Below are 19,766 nucleotides of genomic sequence, written 5' to 3' on the forward strand. Positions count from 1 at the left end.
TATAGACTTTAATATTATCGTCAGGTATATCTATTAAAAGAAAAATTTGTTTGATGGAGTAAACAATGAATAAAGCAAAAAAAATTGCAGTGATTGGTGCAGGTCTTGGTGGCGCTTCAATGGGGCTACTGCTACAGAGAGCGGGTTTTGATGTTGATGTCTATGAACAAGCAGCAGAATTTTCTCGTTTAGGTGCTGGTATTCATATTGGCCCAAACATTATGAAAATCTTTCGAGAAATGGGCTTGGAGCAAGACTTGGAAGACATGGGATGTCATCCAACGCATTGGGTCAGCCGCGATGGAAATACCGCAGACTATATGTCCAATGTCAGTTTGACCGGGTACGGGGCGACCTATATCACGATTCATCGTGGTGATATGCATGCTCGACAAATCGAAGCTTTACAGCAAGACAAATTACATTTTGCCAAGCGCTTAAGTGCTGTTGTTCAAAAGTTAGATGGGATAACGCTAAGCTTTGAAGATGGCACCGTGAGTGATGTTGATATTGTGATTGGTGCTGATGGGATTAACTCAAAAATCCGAGAAATCATTCTTGGACCAGAAGCACCTTTATACAGTGGCTGGGTTGCGCACCGTGCCATGATTAAAGGAGAACAATTAGAGAAATTAAAACAGCAATTTGATTTAGATGACTGTGTCAAATGGTGGTATGAGGATCGTCATATGATGGCCTATTACACCACTAAAGAATGTGATGAGTACTACTTTGTTACAGGTGTGCCTCATCCAGCATGGGATTTCCAAGGGCAAAGTTTTGTACCATGTTCAAAACAAGAACTATTTGAAACATTTAAAGATTTTCATCCAACCATCCAAGCCATGATTGAAGCCAGTGAAGATATTACCAAGTGGCCATTAAACAATCGTAATCCATTACCGATATGGAGCAATGGCCGTATGGTGTTGCTCGGTGATGCTTGTCACCCCATGAAACCGCATATGGCACAAGGCGCAGGTATGGCGATTGAAGATGCTGCAATGCTCACGCGTTGTTTGCTGCAAACAGGTTTAGACAACTATCAAGAGGCGTTCAAATTATATGAACAAAATCGTAAACAACGTGCCAGTCGAGTGCAAGAAGTTTCCAATGCCAATACCTTCTTAAAAAGCCAAGAAGATCCAACTTGGGTGTATGGATATGATGTATATGCACAAGCGTTAAATGAGGAGGAGGCCGTATGAGTCAATTCCTGTATGGGTCAAATGTAGCGGCCAATCAAGTCCGTTTACATTATCTTCGTTATGGTGGGAAAGGGCATGCTTTGGTGTTGATCCCCGGGATTACCAGTCCTGCCATTACCTGGGGATTTGTAGCGGAGAAATTAGCTCAATTTTTTGATGTCTATGTTTTGGATATTCGAGGCAGGGGCTTGTCTTCTTCGGGGGAGCATCTGCAATATGACACTGATACCTGCGCACAAGATATTCTGGATTTTGTTAAAAAATTAGACTTGGAATCTTATTATTTGGTTGGGCACTCGATGGGTGCGCGTTTTGCGATTCGCTGTGCTGCATTTGAGCCCAAAGGTTTGAAAAAAATAGTCTTGATTGATCCTCCTGTCTCAGGTCCAGGACGGCGTGCTTACCCGAGCCAGCTATCCTGGTATGTCGACTCTATTCAGCAATCTATTCAGGGTATGAATGCGGAAGACATGAAGCAATATTGCCCATCTTGGACTTTAGCGCAAAGACAATTGCGCGCAGAGTGGCTACATAGTTGTTATTTACCAGCCGTTATCAAGTCTTTTCATGATTTTCATCATATTGATATTCATCAATATATCCCAAAAGTCAAAGTGCCAACTTTATTGATGGTGGCTGGCAAAGGTGATGTGATCTTGGCAGGCGATATTGCAGAAATCCAATTGCTTAATTCACGGATTTTGGTGAATTGTGTGAAAAATGCAGGGCATATGATTCCTTGGGATGATTTAAATGGTTTCTTAGCAGGCTTTTCAGATTTTTTAGAACAGAGGCTTATTTAAGGAGGAATGATCATGCAAAGAATTTATAGAATTGGTCAAATTGTACCCAGTTCCAATACCACAATGGAAACGGAAATTCCAGCGATGTTGAAAGCACGTCAGCTGATTCGTCCTGAAAAATTTACCTTTCATTCTAGCCGTATGCGGATGAAAAATGTCAAAAAAGAAGAGCTTGCGGCAATGGATGCACAGTCTGATCGTTGTGCTTTAGAACTTTCAGATGCCAAAGTGGATGTATTGGGATATGCCTGTCTGGTTGCGATTATGTCCATGGGCATTGGTTATCACCGTGAGTCAGAAAAACGTCTACATCAAGTCACGGTTGATAATGATGCTGCAGCGCCTGTCGTCACCAGTGCGGGGGCTTTGGTTGACTGTTTGAAGCTGATGAATGCGAAAAAAATTGTTGTTGTTACACCCTATATGAAACCTTTAACCGAACTGGTGGTGAATTACATTGCTGAAGAGGGGTTTGAAATTCTCGATTATGTGGCCTTAGAAATCGCTGACAACATTGCTGTTGCGCAACATGACCCTGCTCATTTGCCCGACATTGTGCAAAAGCTGAATTACCAAGATGCAGATGTGATTGTGCTTTCAGCATGTGTACAAATGCAGTCACTTCCTGTAGTCGCTAAAGTTGAGGCACTCACAGGTAAGCCCGTGATTTCAGCAGCAATTGCAACAACCTATCAGATGCTTAAAGCAATGGATTTAGAGCCGATTGTACCGGGTGCTGGTGCATTGCTCTCTGGCGCATATGCATAAGGAGTGTGGAATGAAGCAACAATCCCTGAATGATAATTATCAAGGTGTGTGGGGAAATCGAATTGGCTTTGGCAAGAAACCTGTGCTGTTGTTGGTCGATTTTATCCAGTCTTATATTACAGCATCTGAACCTTTATATGCGCCAGATGTGATTACCGCAGTTCAAGAAACTGAAGCGGTTTTAGCACTGGCACGTGAACAGAATATTTTAGTGATTCACACCAATATTCTTTATCACGCTAAAAATCAAATTGACGGAGGAATGTGGGTAAAAAAATCACCTGTAATGGCAGCGATGACGGTGGATAATTCAGCCACTCAATTTTGTCCACAAGTTCAACCACTCGACACTGAACTGGTGATCACTAAAAATTATGCAAGTGCTTTTTTTGCAACAAGTTTGTCATCGGTTTTAAACGCTGAGGCGATAGATACCGTGATTATCGTGGGCTGTTCGACCAGTGGGTGTGTTCGCGCAACAGCCGTAGATGCTGTGCAACATGGATTTAGAACCATTGTGATCCGTGACTGTGTTGGGGATCGTCATCGTGAACCGCATGAAGCCAATCTGTTTGATATCGATAGTAAGTATGGAGATGTTGTATCAAAACAAGAAGTCTTGAATTATTTCACTCAAAACAAAAATTGATGACTGATACAACTAAAAATTATGGATGTTAGGGTAATAAAAAACCAAGGATAGAATGGTTTTTGGTGATGCATTAAAACAAAAGAGAATGTGCAGATCATCAGTGACATAAAAGCTTTGTTCATTTTGTTCTAAGTATTACAAGAAAAACAACTCACTTGGTTTGTGATCTAAAGGAGTTAGATATGTCTACCAGTGTTGTAAAACCACAAGAAATTTACCCTGAACAAGAGGTTCAGGTTTATAAAAAAGTGATTTGGAAACTGATTCCATTCCTGTGTTTCTGTTATATCGCAGCCTATTTAGACCGAATTAATGTCGGGATTGCCAAATTACACATGTTAAATGATGTGAACTTGAGTGAGGCTGCGTTTGGGTTAGGTGCAGGGCTTTTCTTTGTTGGCTATATTATTTTTGAAGTACCCAGTAACTTGGTTCTGGAAAAGGTCGGCGCAAAAATTTGGATTGCGCGCATTATGATTACATGGGGGATTCTGTCTGGTTTAACCATGTTTGTGACGACACCGATGCAGTTTTATGCGCTGAGGTTTCTGCTCGGTGCTGCGGAAGCAGGCTTTTTACCTGGGGTTTTGTATTATTTAACCACGTGGTTCCCAACATATTATCGCGCTAAGATCATTGCCTTATTTATGATTGGTTTACCTTTGGCGGTGATTATTGGTAGTCCGCTTTCAGGTTGGATCATGACCACCTTTGATCAAGTTTATGGCTGGGCAGGTTGGCAGTGGCTGTTCTTTTTAGAGGCACTTCCAAGTGTGATCTTGGGTATTTTGACATTTAAAATGTTACCGAATCACTTTTCTAAGGCCAAATGGCTCAATGATGCTGAAAAATCAATCCTTGAAAAAAATCTCAATAAAGATTTAGAAGGCAATGACTCTGCTAAACAAAAGCATAGTTTTAAAGATGGGTTTTTCAATACCAATATCCTGAAACTCGGTGCAATTAATTTTTCGATGTTGCTGTGTACCTATTCTATGGGCTTTTGGTTGCCGACATTTATTAAAACCACTGGGGTCGCCAACTTATTAAATATCGGTTTACTGGTTGCCATTCCAAGTATTGTTGGCTTGATTGCAATGTTGGTCATTGGGCGGAGCTCAGATAAATATAGAGAGCGTCGTTGGCATATGGTCGTACCATTTATTTTTGGTGCAGTCGCACTGTTTTTAACCACAATGTTTAGTACCAATATTGTCATGACCTTGATTTTGTTCTCGATTGCTGCGATTGCGACCACAGGCACCATCCCCGTGTTCTTTAGTCTTCCTGCAACTTTTTTATCAGGAACTGCGGCGGCGACAGGGTTTGCGCTGGCGTGTTCTATTGCCAACATTGCCGGCTTAGTCAGTAACACTTTGGTGGGGTATGCCATTCAGATTACCGGTAAACCAGAAGGCGCACTCATCGTGTTCTCAGCATGTTTATTGTTGAGTTGCTTCATTGTGCTGTCTTTGCCTAAAACTTTAGTAAACAAATAAATTAAAAAAATTGAATGGCAATGCGTTCGGGAGAACAAATTGCTGAGGAGGTTCTCATGTTAAAAATTAAATATTTAGGATTAATCATATCGAGTTTGATCTCATTTCAAGCTTATGCCAATGCACAACCTTCACCGTTCCAATGGGAAACTGAAGATGGTTTAAAACAATTGAAATTAGGCGGTTTTGTCCGAACCAATTATCGTGATGAGCGATGGGAAAGCCCCAATAATGGCAAGTTTTTGTTTGATAATGCTCGTTTAAATATTAAGGGCAAATATGACCAATTTTATTTGGATGTAAGTTATGCCTTCCAAAGTGATCATAAACGTTCTGTTGAACATGGTTTTGTCGGCTATAAGCCTGATGACAATAATGATTTTCAGGCCGGAATTATTTATAAGCCTTTTGGAATTTATCCATTCCCAGAGCATGCATGGACTTTCCCTATTCCATTTTTCTTAGGATTTGCCGACAGTGTAGCGCCAGGATTGAGTTGGAAAAATACCTCGCCAACCCATGATTTTAGCATGGCGTATATGCCAATCATGAGTCCAGGCAATATTCGTTATTCGCCAGAGTCAGGTTCGGCGGATAAATTGGATAATGTGCTGCCTCACCAACAACAATATCTGAACGAAAAAAGAAATCAGCTCAATCTACGTTATGCCCATAAAATGGATTTGGAATTTGGTAAACAGGAGTTTGGTGTCAGTGGGGCATATTCACAATTGCGTAATAAAGCGACGGATAAAAATGGCGATTATTATGCATTTGGAGTGCATGGCTTAAACAATTACGAAAAATGGAATGTGCAAACTTCAGCGATTCGCTATAAATATGATGCAAAAAACCCGGAGGGTGTAAATAATGATCAAATTTTAATGCAAGCGAATGGTATAACACCTGCTTATTTTGTCGCAGCTGAAGGGACGATTGGTTCGTTTAATATTGGTTATACCCAACCTGTGCAAACCAAGTATTTTCCGAATTTAAAAACAGTAAAATTCTATAATGATTATAGTGTGTTATGGAAAGACAAAGCCGGCTGGGATCGCTCGCAAATGGACACCTTTGGGGTACAGTTTAATGCGATGCCTTTCTTAATTTGGGTAGATGGAAGTGTCGGGAAAAATGTCAATGTGTTGGGTGGGGCTAAAAACTCAACTGACTATACCTCGACGAATTCGGACTATAGCAATGACTGGAAATTTAGGTGGAATATCAACGTCGGATATAACTTTTAGTCTTGACCTATGAGGGAATAAATGGAATTGCCAGCCAATAATCTGGTCGAAGCAGTGATTTTAAATCGACATTCTGTACGTGCATATACAGATCAGGCTGTAGATCCTGAGATCATTCAGGATCTGCTGCGAAAAGCCAGTTATGCACCTTCTGGAACCAATACACAACCGTGGAAAGTCTATGTGGTTCAGGGCAATAGCAAATTGAGGATTAGCCAGCAAGTGATTGCAGCGGCGGATTCCATTTATTCTGGTCAAAGTTCAAGAAGTGAATTTACTGCCCCTTATCTTTATTATCCTGAGCAATGGTTTGAACCGTATATGAGCCGTAGACGGGAGAATGGTTGGGGGATGTATGCTGTACTGGGCATTAGCAAACAACAACGACAGGAAATGCATCAACAACAGCTTCGAAATTTTAAGTTTTTTGATGCGCCTGTTGGTTTATTTTTTACCACACATCGTCAATTAGAAGCGGGTGCAAAAATGGCGATCGCCATGTTGATGCAAAATATTATGTTACTTGCAAAAGCGCAGGGCTTAGACACCTGTCCCCAAGCATCATGGAATGATTATCATAAGATTATTATGCCAATTTTAGGTGCTACAGATGACGAGCAGTTGGTCTGTGGCATGTCTTTAGGCTATGCCGATGTGAATGAAAAAATTAATTCTTTTCATCCCTCACGACTCAGTCTTGAAGAGTTTGCTGTATTTTTACAATGAATAAAAATAAAGAGATATCAGCTGATATCTCTTTATTTTACTGAATATAGATCTTAAAGTATGGCAGCGCTTAGCTGACTAACTTTTGCGTTTGTTTATTTTGAATATTTTTGGCTAATTTATAACATTCATCTACATGCGCTTCAGCAACTTTTTTCATCACAATATAGCCTAAACTTGCTGCAATGATTGAGCCACCCAGTGGGATAAATTTGGTCACTTGTTTGGTAATGATTTTAGCCGCCATATTATTTAAGGATGCCTTTACCGCTGTACGCGCAACCACTAAGCCTGAAAACTCAAAACCACGTTTACGTAATTCATTCCAATGAATTTTCTTGGTTGCAGGATCATATACACTGATTTGATCTGGTGCTAAACCAAAGCGGGCATTGATTTCAGGAATCAGAAGCGACAGCATCCCGACATCAATCACCACATCTAAAAACGGAACAGGAATTACTGCGACACCAGCAGAGACATAAGAGCGCTTTTTTACTTGCTCCAAGCATTCATCACGAATTTGTTCTAGGTTTAAGCTTGGATCGATTGCGTCTGGAAGTTTATCAATTTTCATAAAACGATTACCTTTGTTTCAAGCTTTTTTTCATATTTTTGAAAATGCATGTTTAAGCTTGAAATTGTGAAGTTATTTCCAAATAATGTTTTAAAAATGCCATAGTATGGTGTTGTTGTATAGTGGCGAATGTTTATGTTTTGTGCATAAACGTAGACAATAGAAGATTGAAAGTTGAGGGATTATGGCCATTCATGTGATTCAAAGCCAACGCATTGATGTCTTGGTGCAAGGGCTTTTGCAAAATACCATTCGGCCATCCAAGAATCCTTTTGCAGTCTTGCAAACACAACATTTTATTGCCTCAAGTCCTGCGGTACAAGAATGGTTGAGCCAACGTATTGCTGAACAACAAGGTATCAGTGCCAACAGTCTATTTCATCAACGTATTCGTGGTTTTCAGTGGTTTGCTTATCAACAAGTTTTAGACGACAAAGATAAAGTCCGTAAAGCCAATATTCCACGTTTGATTATGAAGTGGCGAATTTATCAAACGTTAAAAAGTTTTATTGAGCAGGATAAAAATAGCTTAGCCCAAGATCATCCTTTGCATGGCATTATCCAGCGTATTTATGATGCAGCCTCGCAACTCGAACAAGGTTTAGAGAAGCAACTCAAAAAACAAAGTATGTTGTATTGGGTCTCTGAACAAGTGTCAAAATTGTTCAGTCATTACATGTTGTATCGTGGGGACTGTCAACGCGGTTGCCAACAGAACAATGGACAGGCATGTAGTTGCCCAAGCAATTGGCTAGGGCAGTGGGGACGTGGTCAAGCACTTAACCTAGAACAGCAGTTTTTTAAAACCAATCAACAAATTTCAGCATTTACTTTAAATCAAGCACAAGAGCTGGAAACTTGGCAACGTTGGCTGTGGCAACATACATTTCATGATGATTTTATTGAAATGCAAAGTATTGATTATGATTTTTGGCAAATCATGGAGGATGATGTACAACGTCCTCAAGCCTTAAAGAAATTACCCAGCCAGCTGATTATCTTTACTTTATTGGATTTACCACCAAGTCAATTACAGTTTTTAAGACGACTGGGACAATATTTGGATGTGGTGATTTTACATTACAACCCATCACAAGAATATTGGGCTGACAGTGTCGATCCAAACTGGAAAAAACAATATGATTTGCGGGTAAAGGCGCGTTTTGTCAGTAAGCATCCTAAAGCGACCGATGCAGATATTCAAAAGTTTTTTGATGAATTTACTTTGAATTTTAATGCAGAAATTCGTGAATCACGACATCCATTATTAACCCGTTTTGGTAAACAAGCCCGTGATCACTTTTCGATCTTATCTAATCTGTCTTCAGGTGAAGAAGGACAATGGGTGGATGCCTTTGTCGATGAAGAACCGATTCATTTATTAAGTAAATTACAATCAGATATTCTGTATTTGGTTGAGCCTGAACCGCATGCTTATCCAATTGCCAAAACGGATGACTCAATTCAAATCCATGTGTGTCATTCGTCTTTACGACAGCTTGAAGTGTTAAAAGACCAGTTGGTTGCTTGGCTGATGAAAAGCACTGTTGAACAGCCACATCGGCCAAGTGATGTTTTGGTGTTAGTGCCAGATTTAAAACAAATTGAACCACTTATTCGCAGTGTATTTCCACACACACCAAACCAAGACAGTATTTATCTGCCAGTGAAGATTGCTGGAGTAACGCAACTGGATGCCAATAACGCTTGGCGAGCCGTTTTAGGTCGTATTCAATTGGTGGAAGGTCGTTTTAGTGTTGAGGATTTTGCAGATTGGTTAAGTTTAAATGCCACGCAATTACGTTATGGTCTGGATATTTCAAATACAGAAAGAATGATTGAGTTATTGATCAATGCTGGGTTTAAACGTGGTCTAGATGCACAACATTTACGACGATCTTTAAGTCAGGATGATGAAGATTTTCGTTTTAGTTTTAAATTTGCTCTTGATCGTTTGGCTTTAGGTATTGCGATTCCAGAGCATACGATTTTTGACAATACCCTAAGTTATGCCCAAATTTTGCAAAGTGATTTTGAGTTAGTGGCTAAACTGATTCAGATTTATCAAGATTTTGATGTGCGCCGTGACTGGATGATTGCGCATGAGTTGGGGAAAAATACCACGTTAAAATGCAATGTTGAGGCGTGGTTAAAACTGCTGATGCAAGACATTGTTGAGTTTGAACAAGCCGGTGTTGAGTCGTTAAAAGTCGTACGTGAAATTGTCAAAAAACAAGAGCGTATGCTGACTTTAGCCAGTTTTTATGATGAACATGCGCAACCCATCCTTAAAAATATTTATTTACCTTTACCCTATCTATTGAATGAAATTCAAAATTTATTAGAAGGTCAAATCGATCAGGCTTTACCGACAGGTCAGATTACCTTTAGTCAAATTGGCCAGATTCGTCCTTTGCCTTATAAGTTGATCGTCCTGTTAAATTTGGATGGAGGTAAATTTCCAGATCGAAATGTGCATTTGCCCTTTGATTTAATGCAAATTCTCAAGCCGCAATTGGGGGATCGTTCCCGCCTAGATGATGATCAAGGCGCTTTCCTCGATGCTTTATTATTGGCGCAGGAAAATCTATGGTTATTCTATAATGGCTTTGATGTGAGTGATGGTGAAGTTCGTGAGCCATCCAGCGTGTTACAGGAATTGATCAACCATATTGCCTTGATTGCCCAATCTGAAACGGCATTATCTACGGACAATAAAGATATCAGTCCTGTTGATCACATGATTGAGCTGAAGGGGATTCAAGTCCCTGAACATTTACAGTGTTTATATCACATTCATACCTTACAACCTTTTGATCCAAATGGTTTTGAGGCAACAACACCGCTTCGTTTTCAAGATCAATGGTTCAATGTTGCACAACACATCCGTCAAGCTGAAATGCTTGCTAAACGTGAGGCTTGGGCAAATACACAATATCCTGTTGTTCAAGACGAGCTCACTGTTTTGGATGCGCGACAGTGGATTCAGGATGTCACTTTCCCAGCACAGTTATATTTAAAAACTTTAGGCGTAGAGAATCTGCGCGCAGAAGATATTCCCGCAATGAACGAACCCTTAATTCTGGATGGTTTGGCACGTTATCAGATTCGAGATTTCTTGCAGAAACAATCGACTCATTCTGCCGAAGATAATTGGTCTCAAGAGATTGGATTACTGCAAAATCAATTACCCATTGGCAAGGTTCAGCACAGCGCATGGCAAATCAGTTTGGCGGAACAAGACAGTTTAAAAGAGCGTTTACAGCGTTATGCTGCTGATGTGACGGTGACAACGCAACGCCAATGGCGAATTGACGCTGGTTTGGTCATGAATATTACTGTACCTCAGCAAGCAGGGCAGCATTGGGTGAGTTTGGATGCGTCAAGCGGTCGTGCTAAACGTCGTGCCAAAGTTTGGTTAGAATATTTACTTTGGTTAAGCTATTTAAATGTCGATGCTGAAAAGTCTAAAACGCTACAACGTATTGCAGTATTTAGTGATGTCACGATTATCAGTACCGGGTTAAGTTCAGAACAGGCGAAAGCATATTTATTGCCGTGGTTTAAAGCATTTGCCTATGCCCAATCGGAACCTTTAGTTTTGCCCGCGGCTTTGTTACTAAAACCCGCTGAAAATAATAAGCAGTTGCAATGGTCACTCGGGACTATTGAAGCTGGCTTAGCTGAACATCGTTTAAATGAACATGGTTTAAATGCGGATACACAACATCATGTGGAAAGCATGTTGATCGATAACTTTGCAGATCTTTTAAATGAATGGAATAAAAGCGATGCGTTTCTACCTTATGATTTGACTGAAATGGAATGGAGTAAAAAGCATCGGGATTGGCAATTTATTTTGCAAGAGCAAGATGCGACCGCATTGTTAAAACATGCTTGTGATCATTTTGGCTATGCGTTGTATCAGCCGATTTATCAGCATCAATTTGTTGCGGAGGAATAAACATGACTTCCGTAAATTCACAGTTACCAGCAGCACAAAACGGCACAGCCAAAAAAGTTTCGATTCAGCCGATTGAAGATATGCAATTTGCTGGATTGCACTGGATCGAAGCTTCTGCAGGTACAGGCAAAACCTATACGCTCTCAAGCTTGATGGTGCGGATTTTTTTAGAAAAATACTTACCGAGCCAAGTCATTGCGACCACATTTACCCGTAAAGCTGCGGCAGAATTGAAAACACGTATTCGCTTACGATTACAGGAAACATACCGCTATTTTGACTCATGTCGTGAATTAACCGAAGCGCAAGTCTTGACCAAAGCAGCCCAAGAGTCAGATCCATTATTTTCTAAAGTGTTAAAGATGTTTGCCTCACGGATTGCGTATGCCTGTGAACGCTTGAAATTGGTGATTGATCAGCTGGATGAACTTTTTGTTGGGACTTTAGACAGTTTTAGTCAGAAATTACTGCGTGAGTTTGCTTTTGAAAGTGGCAAAATCGAGCGGGCTGAAATTACTGATGATGCGAAAAGTTATAGCCAGCAATTGATTCATGATGTACTTCGCGCATGGATTCAAAAACAGCCTCAAGATATTGTAGACAGCTTGATGTTTGCTGGCGAGTTACATGGTGTGGATTATTATGTTGCAACGGTGGAACAAAGCTTAAATTTTGCCTCGGCAAATTTTATTGAGCCTAAATTTTCCAATGCAGATGTTCAGCTATTCCAACAGGCTATCGAACAGCTTGCCAAGATTCAACTTGATCAATTGCAGACTTTGCAAAATTATTATTTATTGGATGGTGAGTTTTATAAATTTGCGAATGGGACAAAATTTAGAAATGATCGATTGAATCGTATTTTTGCCAAGAGCTTGCCGCGAATTATTCAAACCCTACAACAGCATGACTATAAGCATTATTTAAGTTCAAAGCTGAGTGCTGAAAAGTCCGACTTTGCAACCCTGATTAAAGTGATTCGGGAGCAGCAAATTTTTAAAAAAGCCGCACCTGAAAATGTACAATCCGATTTTTATCAACACACGCTTATTCAACAATTACTCAGTATTTATGCGCAGATTGAGATATATGAAAATCAACTGCTTGGAACCAATACATTCTTAAAATACTATTTGGCAAAAGAAGTTAAAACACGTTTACCTCAAGTGTTACAGCAAAAGGGTGAAACCACCTTTGCACAACAAATTCGTACCCTTGCAGAGGCTTTGCAAGGTGAACAAGGTCAGCGTTTTGCGACCTTTGTTCATGCGCGTTATCCACTGATTCTGGTCGATGAATTTCAGGATACCAACCAAGATCAAGATGATATGTTGGCACAAATTTGGCGGCATCCCAACCGTGTCAAACAGGGTTGTATGATTATGGTCGGAGACCGTAAACAGGCGATTTATGGTTTTCGTGGTGGAGACATGTTGACCTTTTTAAAAGCGCATCAGGATGTGTTTGGCAAAGCAGGGCAGGAATATAATCTGATTTTTAATCATCGCTCAGTCAAGCCTTTGGTTGAAGTGGTTGATGCCTTATTCCAACGCCAAATGGATTTTGGTGAACAGGTCTGGTATACCCCAGTACAAGCAGGTCCTCGTCCGCATCCCGATTTACTGGATCAAGGCCATGTCAATCCACAGCCTTTAAGGTGGATCAAGCTTGAAGATAAAAATCAAGAAGCTGAACAAGTGGCATGGAAAATTCGTGAGCTACTCAATCAGGGGATTCAAGGCAGTTTATATTTTATTGAAAAATCAGTGCATCGTGCAGTAGATGAAAATGATATTGCCATCCTCTCCAAAAACCATGATGGCTTAGATAAAGCACAATCCGCGCTGGAATTTTTAGGGATTCGAACCAGTCGCCCCTCGAAAAAAAGTGTCTTTGAGAGTCAGATTGCAGGTGATGTTGGGGCTGTGCTTGCTGCAATTTTGCATCCTTATCATGAAGCCAAAGTAAAACGGGCTTTGTTAAGCCGCCTGATCGGCTTTGATTTAAAAGCGTTGATTGCCTTGGAACAGCATGCCGATGGTTTGAGTGTCTATATTGAACTGTTCGATCAGATTCGTGAGATGTGGCTCAATCAAGGGTTTTTAACGGCTTGGCAATATCTGCTTAACCAATTTTCTGTCTGGACAAAATTGGTGGAAAAACACAGTCGTGACAATGAACGTGTGGTGGTAAATTTACGTCATTTAACAGAGTTATTGAGCCAGCACAGTGAAGACTATCAAGGTGCACAAAATCTTTATCATTGGTATTTAAAACAACTGACTTCGCCGATGGAGAGAGAGTGGGAGATGGAACGGAAACTGTCCAATGAGGCAGGGGTTCAGTTGATGACCATTCACCAATCCAAAGGGCTTGAGTTTAAGTTTGTGTTTTTATTGGGAGCTGATAAAGACTTTAAAGAGATTAATAAAACGCTGAATTTCTCGACGGTTGAGCAGCTGAATGTACGAACAGGACAGAATGAACAACAGCGTGTGGTGGCAATCAATGATGCCAATCTACTCGATAAAAAAGACATTGAGCAGCACAATGAGCGCGCTTTAGCAGAACATCACCGGTTGTGGTATGTGGCATTGACCCGTGCCAGTTATCGGGTGTACGCAATGCTCAGTGATGTAAAGGAAAAATCCACAACAGGACTGGCATTTTGGCGCGGTCAGGGCGCAAATACGTTTCAGCATGCTGGAACTGCCATGCAAGCGTTATTGACCGAACGCCCACCGCGTTTAGAAAAACCCAAGAGCGAAGTCCAATTGCCTTTACTTGCACAAGCCTTTCCTACCCAACGCTTTTATCCGCGGGGTAAAACCAGTTTTAGTGCTTTGGCTCAGCATTTAACTCGGCAACAAATTCAGGATGCTTTGGCCGTTTCTGAACAAAAACAGGATCGAGCAGAAGACGAAATTCAACAACCCATTGTTGAAATCATTGCAGATGCAGTTCCCACTCAACCGCTTGCATGGATCAAAGCCAATTTCCCAATGGGTACAATTGCAGGAAATTTTCTGCATGAAATTTTTGAGCATATTGATTTTAAAGATACGCATTATTGGCGTTTGGAAATACGTCGTCGCTTTAAAAATGATTATTCAAGTTTATGGACGGAGTTACTGGAAAAATATCAGCAAGCGTTTCTCAACGACAATTCGAGTGAGGGCATTTCTCAAACAGAACAGGCTGTAGAAGAGACGCTGATTGACTGGATGGCTGAGTGGCTACAGGATGTTTTATCTACTCCGATTCTCAGTCATTTTAAAATGGGGCAACTTGAACCACATGAGCATTTAGCTGAGTTTCCATTTTATCTGGCCCTTTCAGATCGAGTTTTGGCAATTAAACGTATACATCAATTGTTTGATGAGCATGCCATTGCAATGCCTGAGTTTAAAGATGCCAATTCAGCACGTTATTTAAATGGGTCAATTGATTTGGTGTTTTTTGATGGTCAGCAATATCATATCGCCGATTATAAAAGTAATTTTTTGGGTGTAGATCAGCAAAGTTATTCCTTTGACGCTGTTCAGGACAGTATGTCGCATGCCAGTTATTGGCTACAGGCATCTTTATATTTGGTGGCATTGCATCGTTATTTGAAAATCCAGCTGGAAGATTATCAAATTGATCGTGATCTGGGAGGCGCAACCTATTTGTATTTACGTGGTATGAATGGTCAAAGTGGACAAGGTTACTACTTCTGGCGACCCACTACGGAATTTATTTTAAGACTTGATGCCATATTGGGCTATTTTACTGAGGATAAATCCAGTTGAATCGTGTGAATAGTTGCTTGAACATCTTTGCAAACAATAAGTTATTTTGTGGATAACTCTGTTGAAAACCTTGTAGATAACTCTGAGGATAACCGTGTGGAAAATAAACAGGATTTAGAAAGCCAAGTCCCGCAATGGATTGAGACATGGAGTAAATACATTTTAGCGCAGTATTCCACAGCTTCAGGATTAGATGAACAGACACTTGAATTAGTACAAGAAATTTTATTAGCGACCACACAAGGGGATAGCTGTATCTCCGCAGAGGCGCAAAACACCGCTTTATTAAAGCCATTGATTGTAGAGCCTGCTATTGTAGAACATGGTTTAGCTGAAACAGTGGTTGCACCATTTGTGCAACAGCAGGGATTGATTTATCTATATCGTTATTGGCAACTTGAGCGCCGTTTGGCGATACAAGTGACACGGTTAAAACAGCAGAATATTCAACATGTTGATGTTGTTGCATTTGATCAGCTTCTCACCGATCCACATCAAAAAGCTGCCTTAACTATGGTGGCAGGCAATGCTTTTAATATTATTACTGGCGGACCAGGTACAGGTAAAACCTATACTTTGGCCAGAATCATTGCAGTATTGCAGCAAACCCTTCCTGATATTCGTATTGCAATGGCTGCGCCCACAGGCAAAGCCGCACAAAGAATGGGGGAAGCACTACAAAAATCATTGAGTGATCCAAAACTACACAGTTTTGGACTGAACCAACATCAATTTAACCCCATGACCTTACATCGGTTATTGGGCTTGGGAAATCAGCATATTCCTCGTTTTAATCTGCGACAGCCATTGCCTTATGATGTGGTCGTGGTTGATGAAGCATCGATGCTAGATTTAAATTTAGCCACGATGTTATTTGAAGCCATTCCTGAACATTGCCGTTTAATTCTTTTGGGCGATGCCAATCAGTTGGCTTCTGTGGATGTCGGTTCGGTGTTGGCAGATTTACAGAATGTACAATCATTACAGCACAATCGGGTCAATCTACAGACCAGTCAACGCTTTAAAGATGGTGCCTTAATTGGAAAAATGGCACAGTTTATTCAATCACAGAAAAATCAAAGTATAGACCGTGCAGAATTATTGGCGAATTTTGAGCAAGAGATTGTTGAGGCGAGTGCGCTTAAACCAGTTGAACTCAAAGTAAATATGCAAGATGTGATTCAGCTTGAATATCTGCCTGAAAAGATTTTGCCAACAGATCTAATCCAGTATTACCAAAAACTCAGTTTAGGTTTTCAAGCTTATTTTCAAAGTTTAAACAGCTATCTGATGGCCGAAGAGCCTCATCATCAGATTGAAGCGGTGACACAAGCGTTTGACCTCTATCGTATTTTAACGGCTGTTCGGCACGGCACATTGGGATTGAATAGCTTAAACCATGAAATGGAAAAAGCATTATTTGAATATCTTCCAACATTGGCTCGTTATGGTGACTGGTATGTTGGGCGTCCTGTGATGATGAGCTATAACGATTATCAACTTGGTCTTTCCAATGGAGATATCGGAATTTGTCTAAAACATCGCCAGCACGCTGATCAATTTGAAGTCTATTTCCCCAGTTTAGACAAATGGATTGCTGCAACGCGTTTGCCTAAATCGATGCAAACCGCTTTTGTTTTAACCATTCATAAATCTCAGGGCTCAGAATTTACCCATACCGCCGTGGTTTTGGATGTTGCAGCAACACGCTTGTTGAGCCAAGAGTTGATTTATACCGCCATCACACGGGCCAAATCAGTGGTGAGTTTACTGGTTGATCGACAAGCATTTATCCACGCTTTAGACACTACCACAACCAGAATGAGTGGATTGGTTAGCATGATTAACACGGTATAGTTATTTTGTAGTTTTTATTGATAATTTATCTCTATGTACGAAATTGCTTACATGAATTCGAGAGATTTGCGCATAGAGCTTCTTGTTACTTTTTGAGATGATGAAGCCATAAAGAACTCAGCAAGGATCGTTGAGTAAAATCGCAAAATAATAACAATTTAAAGTCGTGAGACTGCGAACTTACATGAAAGTAAGTGATAAGAGGAAACTTACAGCCGCTAAGCCTTGTAGTTTTGGGAGAGACTACAGGGCTTTTTTATTGAAATTAAATTCTGAATTTTTTACTTCAAAGAGAATCAAATTATTTAAATTTAGTAGGTTTTTTAAAACGCTACAGCCATTGCCTCTATGTACGTTATTTCTCACATAATCTTGCGGTAAATGCGACTTCTGTTCAATGTCTGTCACAGGCATAATAAGTCACATAAGGACATAATTAGTCACATGGTTGTGAAATAAGTGTCATGTACAAAAACAAAAACTGCTTAGGGTACAAGCAAATACTATAAATAAGATAAGCACAATAACTAAACAAGAAACTACAGCGCAAAGGAAAAGCCCTAAGAGTAATCTTAGGGCTTTTTCATATTTTATCTGTTGCGTTTAAACCAAAATCGCTGTTTAAACTGACAATTTAAACCAATTCGGTTTCTGTTCGATCTGTGCCAAATAATGCTCGACGTTGGGTTTTAGGGATTTTAGGGCACTGGCTAGAAATTTGATAAAGCGTTTGCGCCAGAGCAGGAATATGTGTTCCAACTACAGCTTTGCCTGTATTTAAAATACTGACGCTAATATCACGCTCTGGATCAGCCCAGCAGAGAATGTTGGAAAAGCCTAAATGCCCAAAAGCTTGGCCCGTCATTGGCCCAAATATACCCACTGGGTTACTGCCGAGCATAGGCCCTAAGGCATAGCGCATTGGTGCAAGCAAGGTTCGGTCGATGTTGGTGGTTGAGGTAGGCAAAGTTGCACGAAATACCGTTTCAGGACTCATGATTTGCTTGCCATTATATTGACCGCCATTCAATAACATCTCAAAGAAGCGATTGGCTTGTTCAGCACTGGTGTAAATATTGCCCGCAGGGCATACCGTATCCATAAAACGTGGATCATTGGTCACATCGACAGCAAGTTGTAAGCCACCACCGAGCACATGATTTAAATATAAGTCTGTACCGAGTTTAGGGTGTACACCAGTCGGGTAATTTAAAGCAACTTGATCTCTATATTCTGGTTTTAAGCCATAGTTAAAAAACTGCATATTCATCGGTTTTTCAATATGTTCATGTAAAAACTGACGAATATCTTGTCCTGTTACCCGCTCAATCAATTCACCTAAAATATAGCCTGCAGTAACAGCGTGATAAGCCAAATGGGTACCAGCAGGTGAAATGGGTTGTGCAGCGTAAAGGTGTTGTAAAATTTGATCTTTGTCAAAAAGCAGTTCTGGGGTGACTTCCATTTCTATCCGTGGAATTCCACCACGGTGGGACAATAAATGGAAAATTGTGGCACGGCGCTTGCCATTTTGTGCATATTCAGGAATGTAATAACTGATTGGATCTAATAGATTGATTGCACCTGTTTCATCTAACATGTGAATCAACATTGCTGTAATTATTTTTGATGCTGAAAATAGGCAAATCGGGGTGTCTGGATTGGCAAGTACTGCATCTGAAGCCAGACCATCGGCAGAATTACCTGACGCATAACCCAGACTACGATTGAGAATAATCTCGCCTTTGCGTCTTAAGCACATGGTGATCAGGGGATGGTTGCCTGTTTGATACAGGTTTTCAATACTTTGCCAAATCTTTTCAATTTGTTGTTGGGTCATCCCTCCCAGTTCTGGAGAAACTTCATTTTTGCGCTGCGTGATACTGCTTAAGTCCTTGGGTACATAGCAGGTATTGGTTGAAAACAATTTCACAATCTTTTTCCATGATTATTTTTATTCCACGGCAGTGTGAACTGAGTTGAGCATGATGTCAGTGTCCCAATTGCCATGCGATTTGTAAAAAAAATGCAATAGTTTTGTAATTAAGCCTTATGGCGTATGGTTGTACGATATTTTTGCAATCTCACCCCACTTCCTTTAAAATAGGCGACTGCTGTAGTGATGCACGGCAGTTAAATTGATTTTGAAGAATCAATTTGATTTGTATCAAATATTTAAATTAAGCATCTCGGAGAAATCGAATGGCTTTAACAAACGCAGATCGCGCAGAGATCGTTGCAAAATTCGCTCGTGCTGAAAATGACACTGGTTCACCTGAAGTACAAGTTGCTTTATTGACTGCTCAAATCAATGATTTGCAAGGTCACTTTAAAGAACACAAACACGACCATCATAGCCGTCGTGGTTTGATCCGTATGGTTAACCAACGTCGTAAGCTTCTTGACTATCTTAAAGGTAAAGATGCTACTCGTTACAGCGATTTGATTGCTGCTTTAGGTTTACGTCGTTAATTCGATTTAAACTTTTATTTTCGGATTATTGCATGCTGAATGCTGTACTGATGAAAACTAAAGTCTATCCAGTATTTACTGGATAAAAGGGAAGGGGCGAATATTCGCTCCTTCTTCGTGTTTAAAATTAGTCTAACTAAAGATTTATTGTCTAGTGAGGTCGGCTTCTAAGCTTTGTCATTTATGCGGTTGATGTGAATGC

The 19,766-nt window shown here is 40.4% G+C and carries 13 protein-coding genes; 11 read left to right on the forward strand and 2 right to left on the reverse strand.

The annotated features are described in order from the left end of the window. Nucleotides 1-65 precede the first annotated feature (65 nt). The 7 genes from FHR28_RS00750 to FHR28_RS00780 all read left to right on the forward strand — a co-directional run bounded on the left by FHR28_RS00750 (nucleotide 66) and on the right by FHR28_RS00780 (nucleotide 6,903). Nucleotides 66-1,208 (forward strand): FAD-dependent monooxygenase, encoded by a 1,143-nt coding sequence (locus FHR28_RS00750; protein WP_166781752.1) that lies wholly within the window; start codon nucleotides 66-68, stop codon nucleotides 1,206-1,208. Continuing rightward, nucleotides 1,205-2,011 (forward strand): alpha/beta fold hydrolase, encoded by an 807-nt coding sequence (locus FHR28_RS00755; protein ID WP_004725490.1) that lies wholly within the window; start codon nucleotides 1,205-1,207, stop codon nucleotides 2,009-2,011. The genes FHR28_RS00750 and FHR28_RS00755 overlap by 4 nt, the downstream gene beginning before the upstream one ends. A 12-nt stretch (nucleotides 2,012-2,023) precedes the next feature. Beyond that, entirely contained in the window at nucleotides 2,024-2,779 is a 756-nt protein-coding gene (locus tag FHR28_RS00760) for an Asp/Glu racemase (protein WP_166781753.1), read from the forward strand. A gap of 10 nt (nucleotides 2,780-2,789) precedes the next feature. Then, entirely contained in the window at nucleotides 2,790-3,428 is a 639-nt protein-coding gene (locus tag FHR28_RS00765; RefSeq protein ID WP_105713846.1) for an isochorismatase family protein, read from the forward strand. A 185-nt stretch (nucleotides 3,429-3,613) separates the two neighbouring features. Then, nucleotides 3,614-4,930, forward strand: a complete 1,317-nt coding sequence (locus FHR28_RS00770; RefSeq protein ID WP_004725495.1) for an MFS transporter — start codon at nucleotides 3,614-3,616, stop codon at nucleotides 4,928-4,930. Between the two features lie 56 nt (nucleotides 4,931-4,986). Next, a complete protein-coding gene (locus FHR28_RS00775) occupies nucleotides 4,987-6,177 on the forward strand; it encodes a hypothetical protein (protein WP_166781754.1) in 1,191 nt (396 codons plus the stop codon). 21 nt (nucleotides 6,178-6,198) lie between these two features. Further along, a complete protein-coding gene (locus FHR28_RS00780; RefSeq protein WP_166781755.1) occupies nucleotides 6,199-6,903 on the forward strand; it encodes a nitroreductase in 705 nt (234 codons plus the stop codon). A 70-nt stretch (nucleotides 6,904-6,973) separates the two neighbouring features. Here FHR28_RS00780 and FHR28_RS00785 read toward each other — a convergent pair whose 3' ends face one another. After that, nucleotides 6,974-7,480, reverse strand: a complete 507-nt coding sequence (locus FHR28_RS00785) for a hypothetical protein (protein WP_004725502.1) — start codon at nucleotides 7,478-7,480, stop codon at nucleotides 6,974-6,976. A 184-nt stretch (nucleotides 7,481-7,664) separates the two neighbouring features. Here FHR28_RS00785 and FHR28_RS00790 point away from each other — a divergent pair, with 184 nt between their 5' ends. The 3 genes from FHR28_RS00790 to recD all read left to right on the forward strand — a co-directional run bounded on the left by FHR28_RS00790 (nucleotide 7,665) and on the right by recD (nucleotide 17,092). Then, a complete protein-coding gene (locus FHR28_RS00790; protein WP_166781756.1) occupies nucleotides 7,665-11,444 on the forward strand; it encodes an exodeoxyribonuclease V subunit gamma in 3,780 nt (1,259 codons plus the stop codon). A gap of 2 nt (nucleotides 11,445-11,446) precedes the next feature. Continuing rightward, nucleotides 11,447-15,235: a UvrD-helicase domain-containing protein gene (locus FHR28_RS00795; protein ID WP_166781757.1), complete on the forward strand. Its 3,789-nt coding sequence runs from the start codon at nucleotides 11,447-11,449 to the stop codon at nucleotides 15,233-15,235. Nucleotides 15,236-15,331: 96 nt separating this feature from the next. Further along, a complete protein-coding gene (gene recD, locus FHR28_RS00800; protein WP_216070003.1) occupies nucleotides 15,332-17,092 on the forward strand; it encodes an exodeoxyribonuclease V subunit alpha in 1,761 nt (586 codons plus the stop codon). A gap of 634 nt (nucleotides 17,093-17,726) precedes the next feature. Here recD and FHR28_RS00805 read toward each other — a convergent pair. Further along, the gene (locus tag FHR28_RS00805) at nucleotides 17,727-19,025 is read right to left on the reverse strand and encodes a serine hydrolase domain-containing protein (RefSeq protein WP_151957620.1); all 1,299 of its coding nucleotides are present in this window, start codon (nucleotides 19,023-19,025) and stop codon (nucleotides 17,727-17,729) included. A 269-nt stretch (nucleotides 19,026-19,294) separates the two neighbouring features. Between FHR28_RS00805 and rpsO the strand changes: the two genes are divergently transcribed. After that, a complete protein-coding gene (gene rpsO, locus FHR28_RS00810) occupies nucleotides 19,295-19,564 on the forward strand; it encodes a 30S ribosomal protein S15 (protein WP_004725514.1) in 270 nt (89 codons plus the stop codon). The last annotated feature ends 202 nt before the right edge of the window (nucleotides 19,565-19,766 follow it).

Origin of the sequence: Acinetobacter sp. BIGb0196 (assembly GCF_011759595.1) — a bacterium.
GTDB lineage: Bacteria > Pseudomonadota > Gammaproteobacteria > Pseudomonadales > Moraxellaceae > Acinetobacter > Acinetobacter guillouiae.

Excerpts from the sequence above, each read along its gene's own strand:
- FHR28_RS00750 (WP_166781752.1), top strand. The coding sequence starts at position 66 with ATGAATAAAGCAAAAAAAATTGCAGTGATTGGTGCAGGTCTTGGTGGC.
- FHR28_RS00755 (WP_004725490.1), top strand. The coding sequence starts at position 1,205 with ATGAGTCAATTCCTGTATGGGTCAAATGTAGCGGCCAATCAAGTCCGT.
- FHR28_RS00760 (WP_166781753.1), top strand. The coding sequence starts at position 2,024 with ATGCAAAGAATTTATAGAATTGGTCAAATTGTACCCAGTTCCAATACC.
- FHR28_RS00765 (WP_105713846.1), top strand. The coding sequence starts at position 2,790 with ATGAAGCAACAATCCCTGAATGATAATTATCAAGGTGTGTGGGGAAAT.
- FHR28_RS00770 (WP_004725495.1), top strand. The coding sequence starts at position 3,614 with ATGTCTACCAGTGTTGTAAAACCACAAGAAATTTACCCTGAACAAGAG.
- FHR28_RS00775 (WP_166781754.1), top strand. The coding sequence starts at position 4,987 with ATGTTAAAAATTAAATATTTAGGATTAATCATATCGAGTTTGATCTCA.
- FHR28_RS00780 (WP_166781755.1), top strand. The coding sequence starts at position 6,199 with ATGGAATTGCCAGCCAATAATCTGGTCGAAGCAGTGATTTTAAATCGA.
- FHR28_RS00785 (WP_004725502.1), bottom strand. The coding sequence starts at position 7,480 with ATGAAAATTGATAAACTTCCAGACGCAATCGATCCAAGCTTAAACCTA.
- FHR28_RS00790 (WP_166781756.1), top strand. The coding sequence starts at position 7,665 with ATGGCCATTCATGTGATTCAAAGCCAACGCATTGATGTCTTGGTGCAA.
- FHR28_RS00795 (WP_166781757.1), top strand. The coding sequence starts at position 11,447 with ATGACTTCCGTAAATTCACAGTTACCAGCAGCACAAAACGGCACAGCC.
- rpsO (WP_004725514.1), top strand. The coding sequence starts at position 19,295 with ATGGCTTTAACAAACGCAGATCGCGCAGAGATCGTTGCAAAATTCGCT.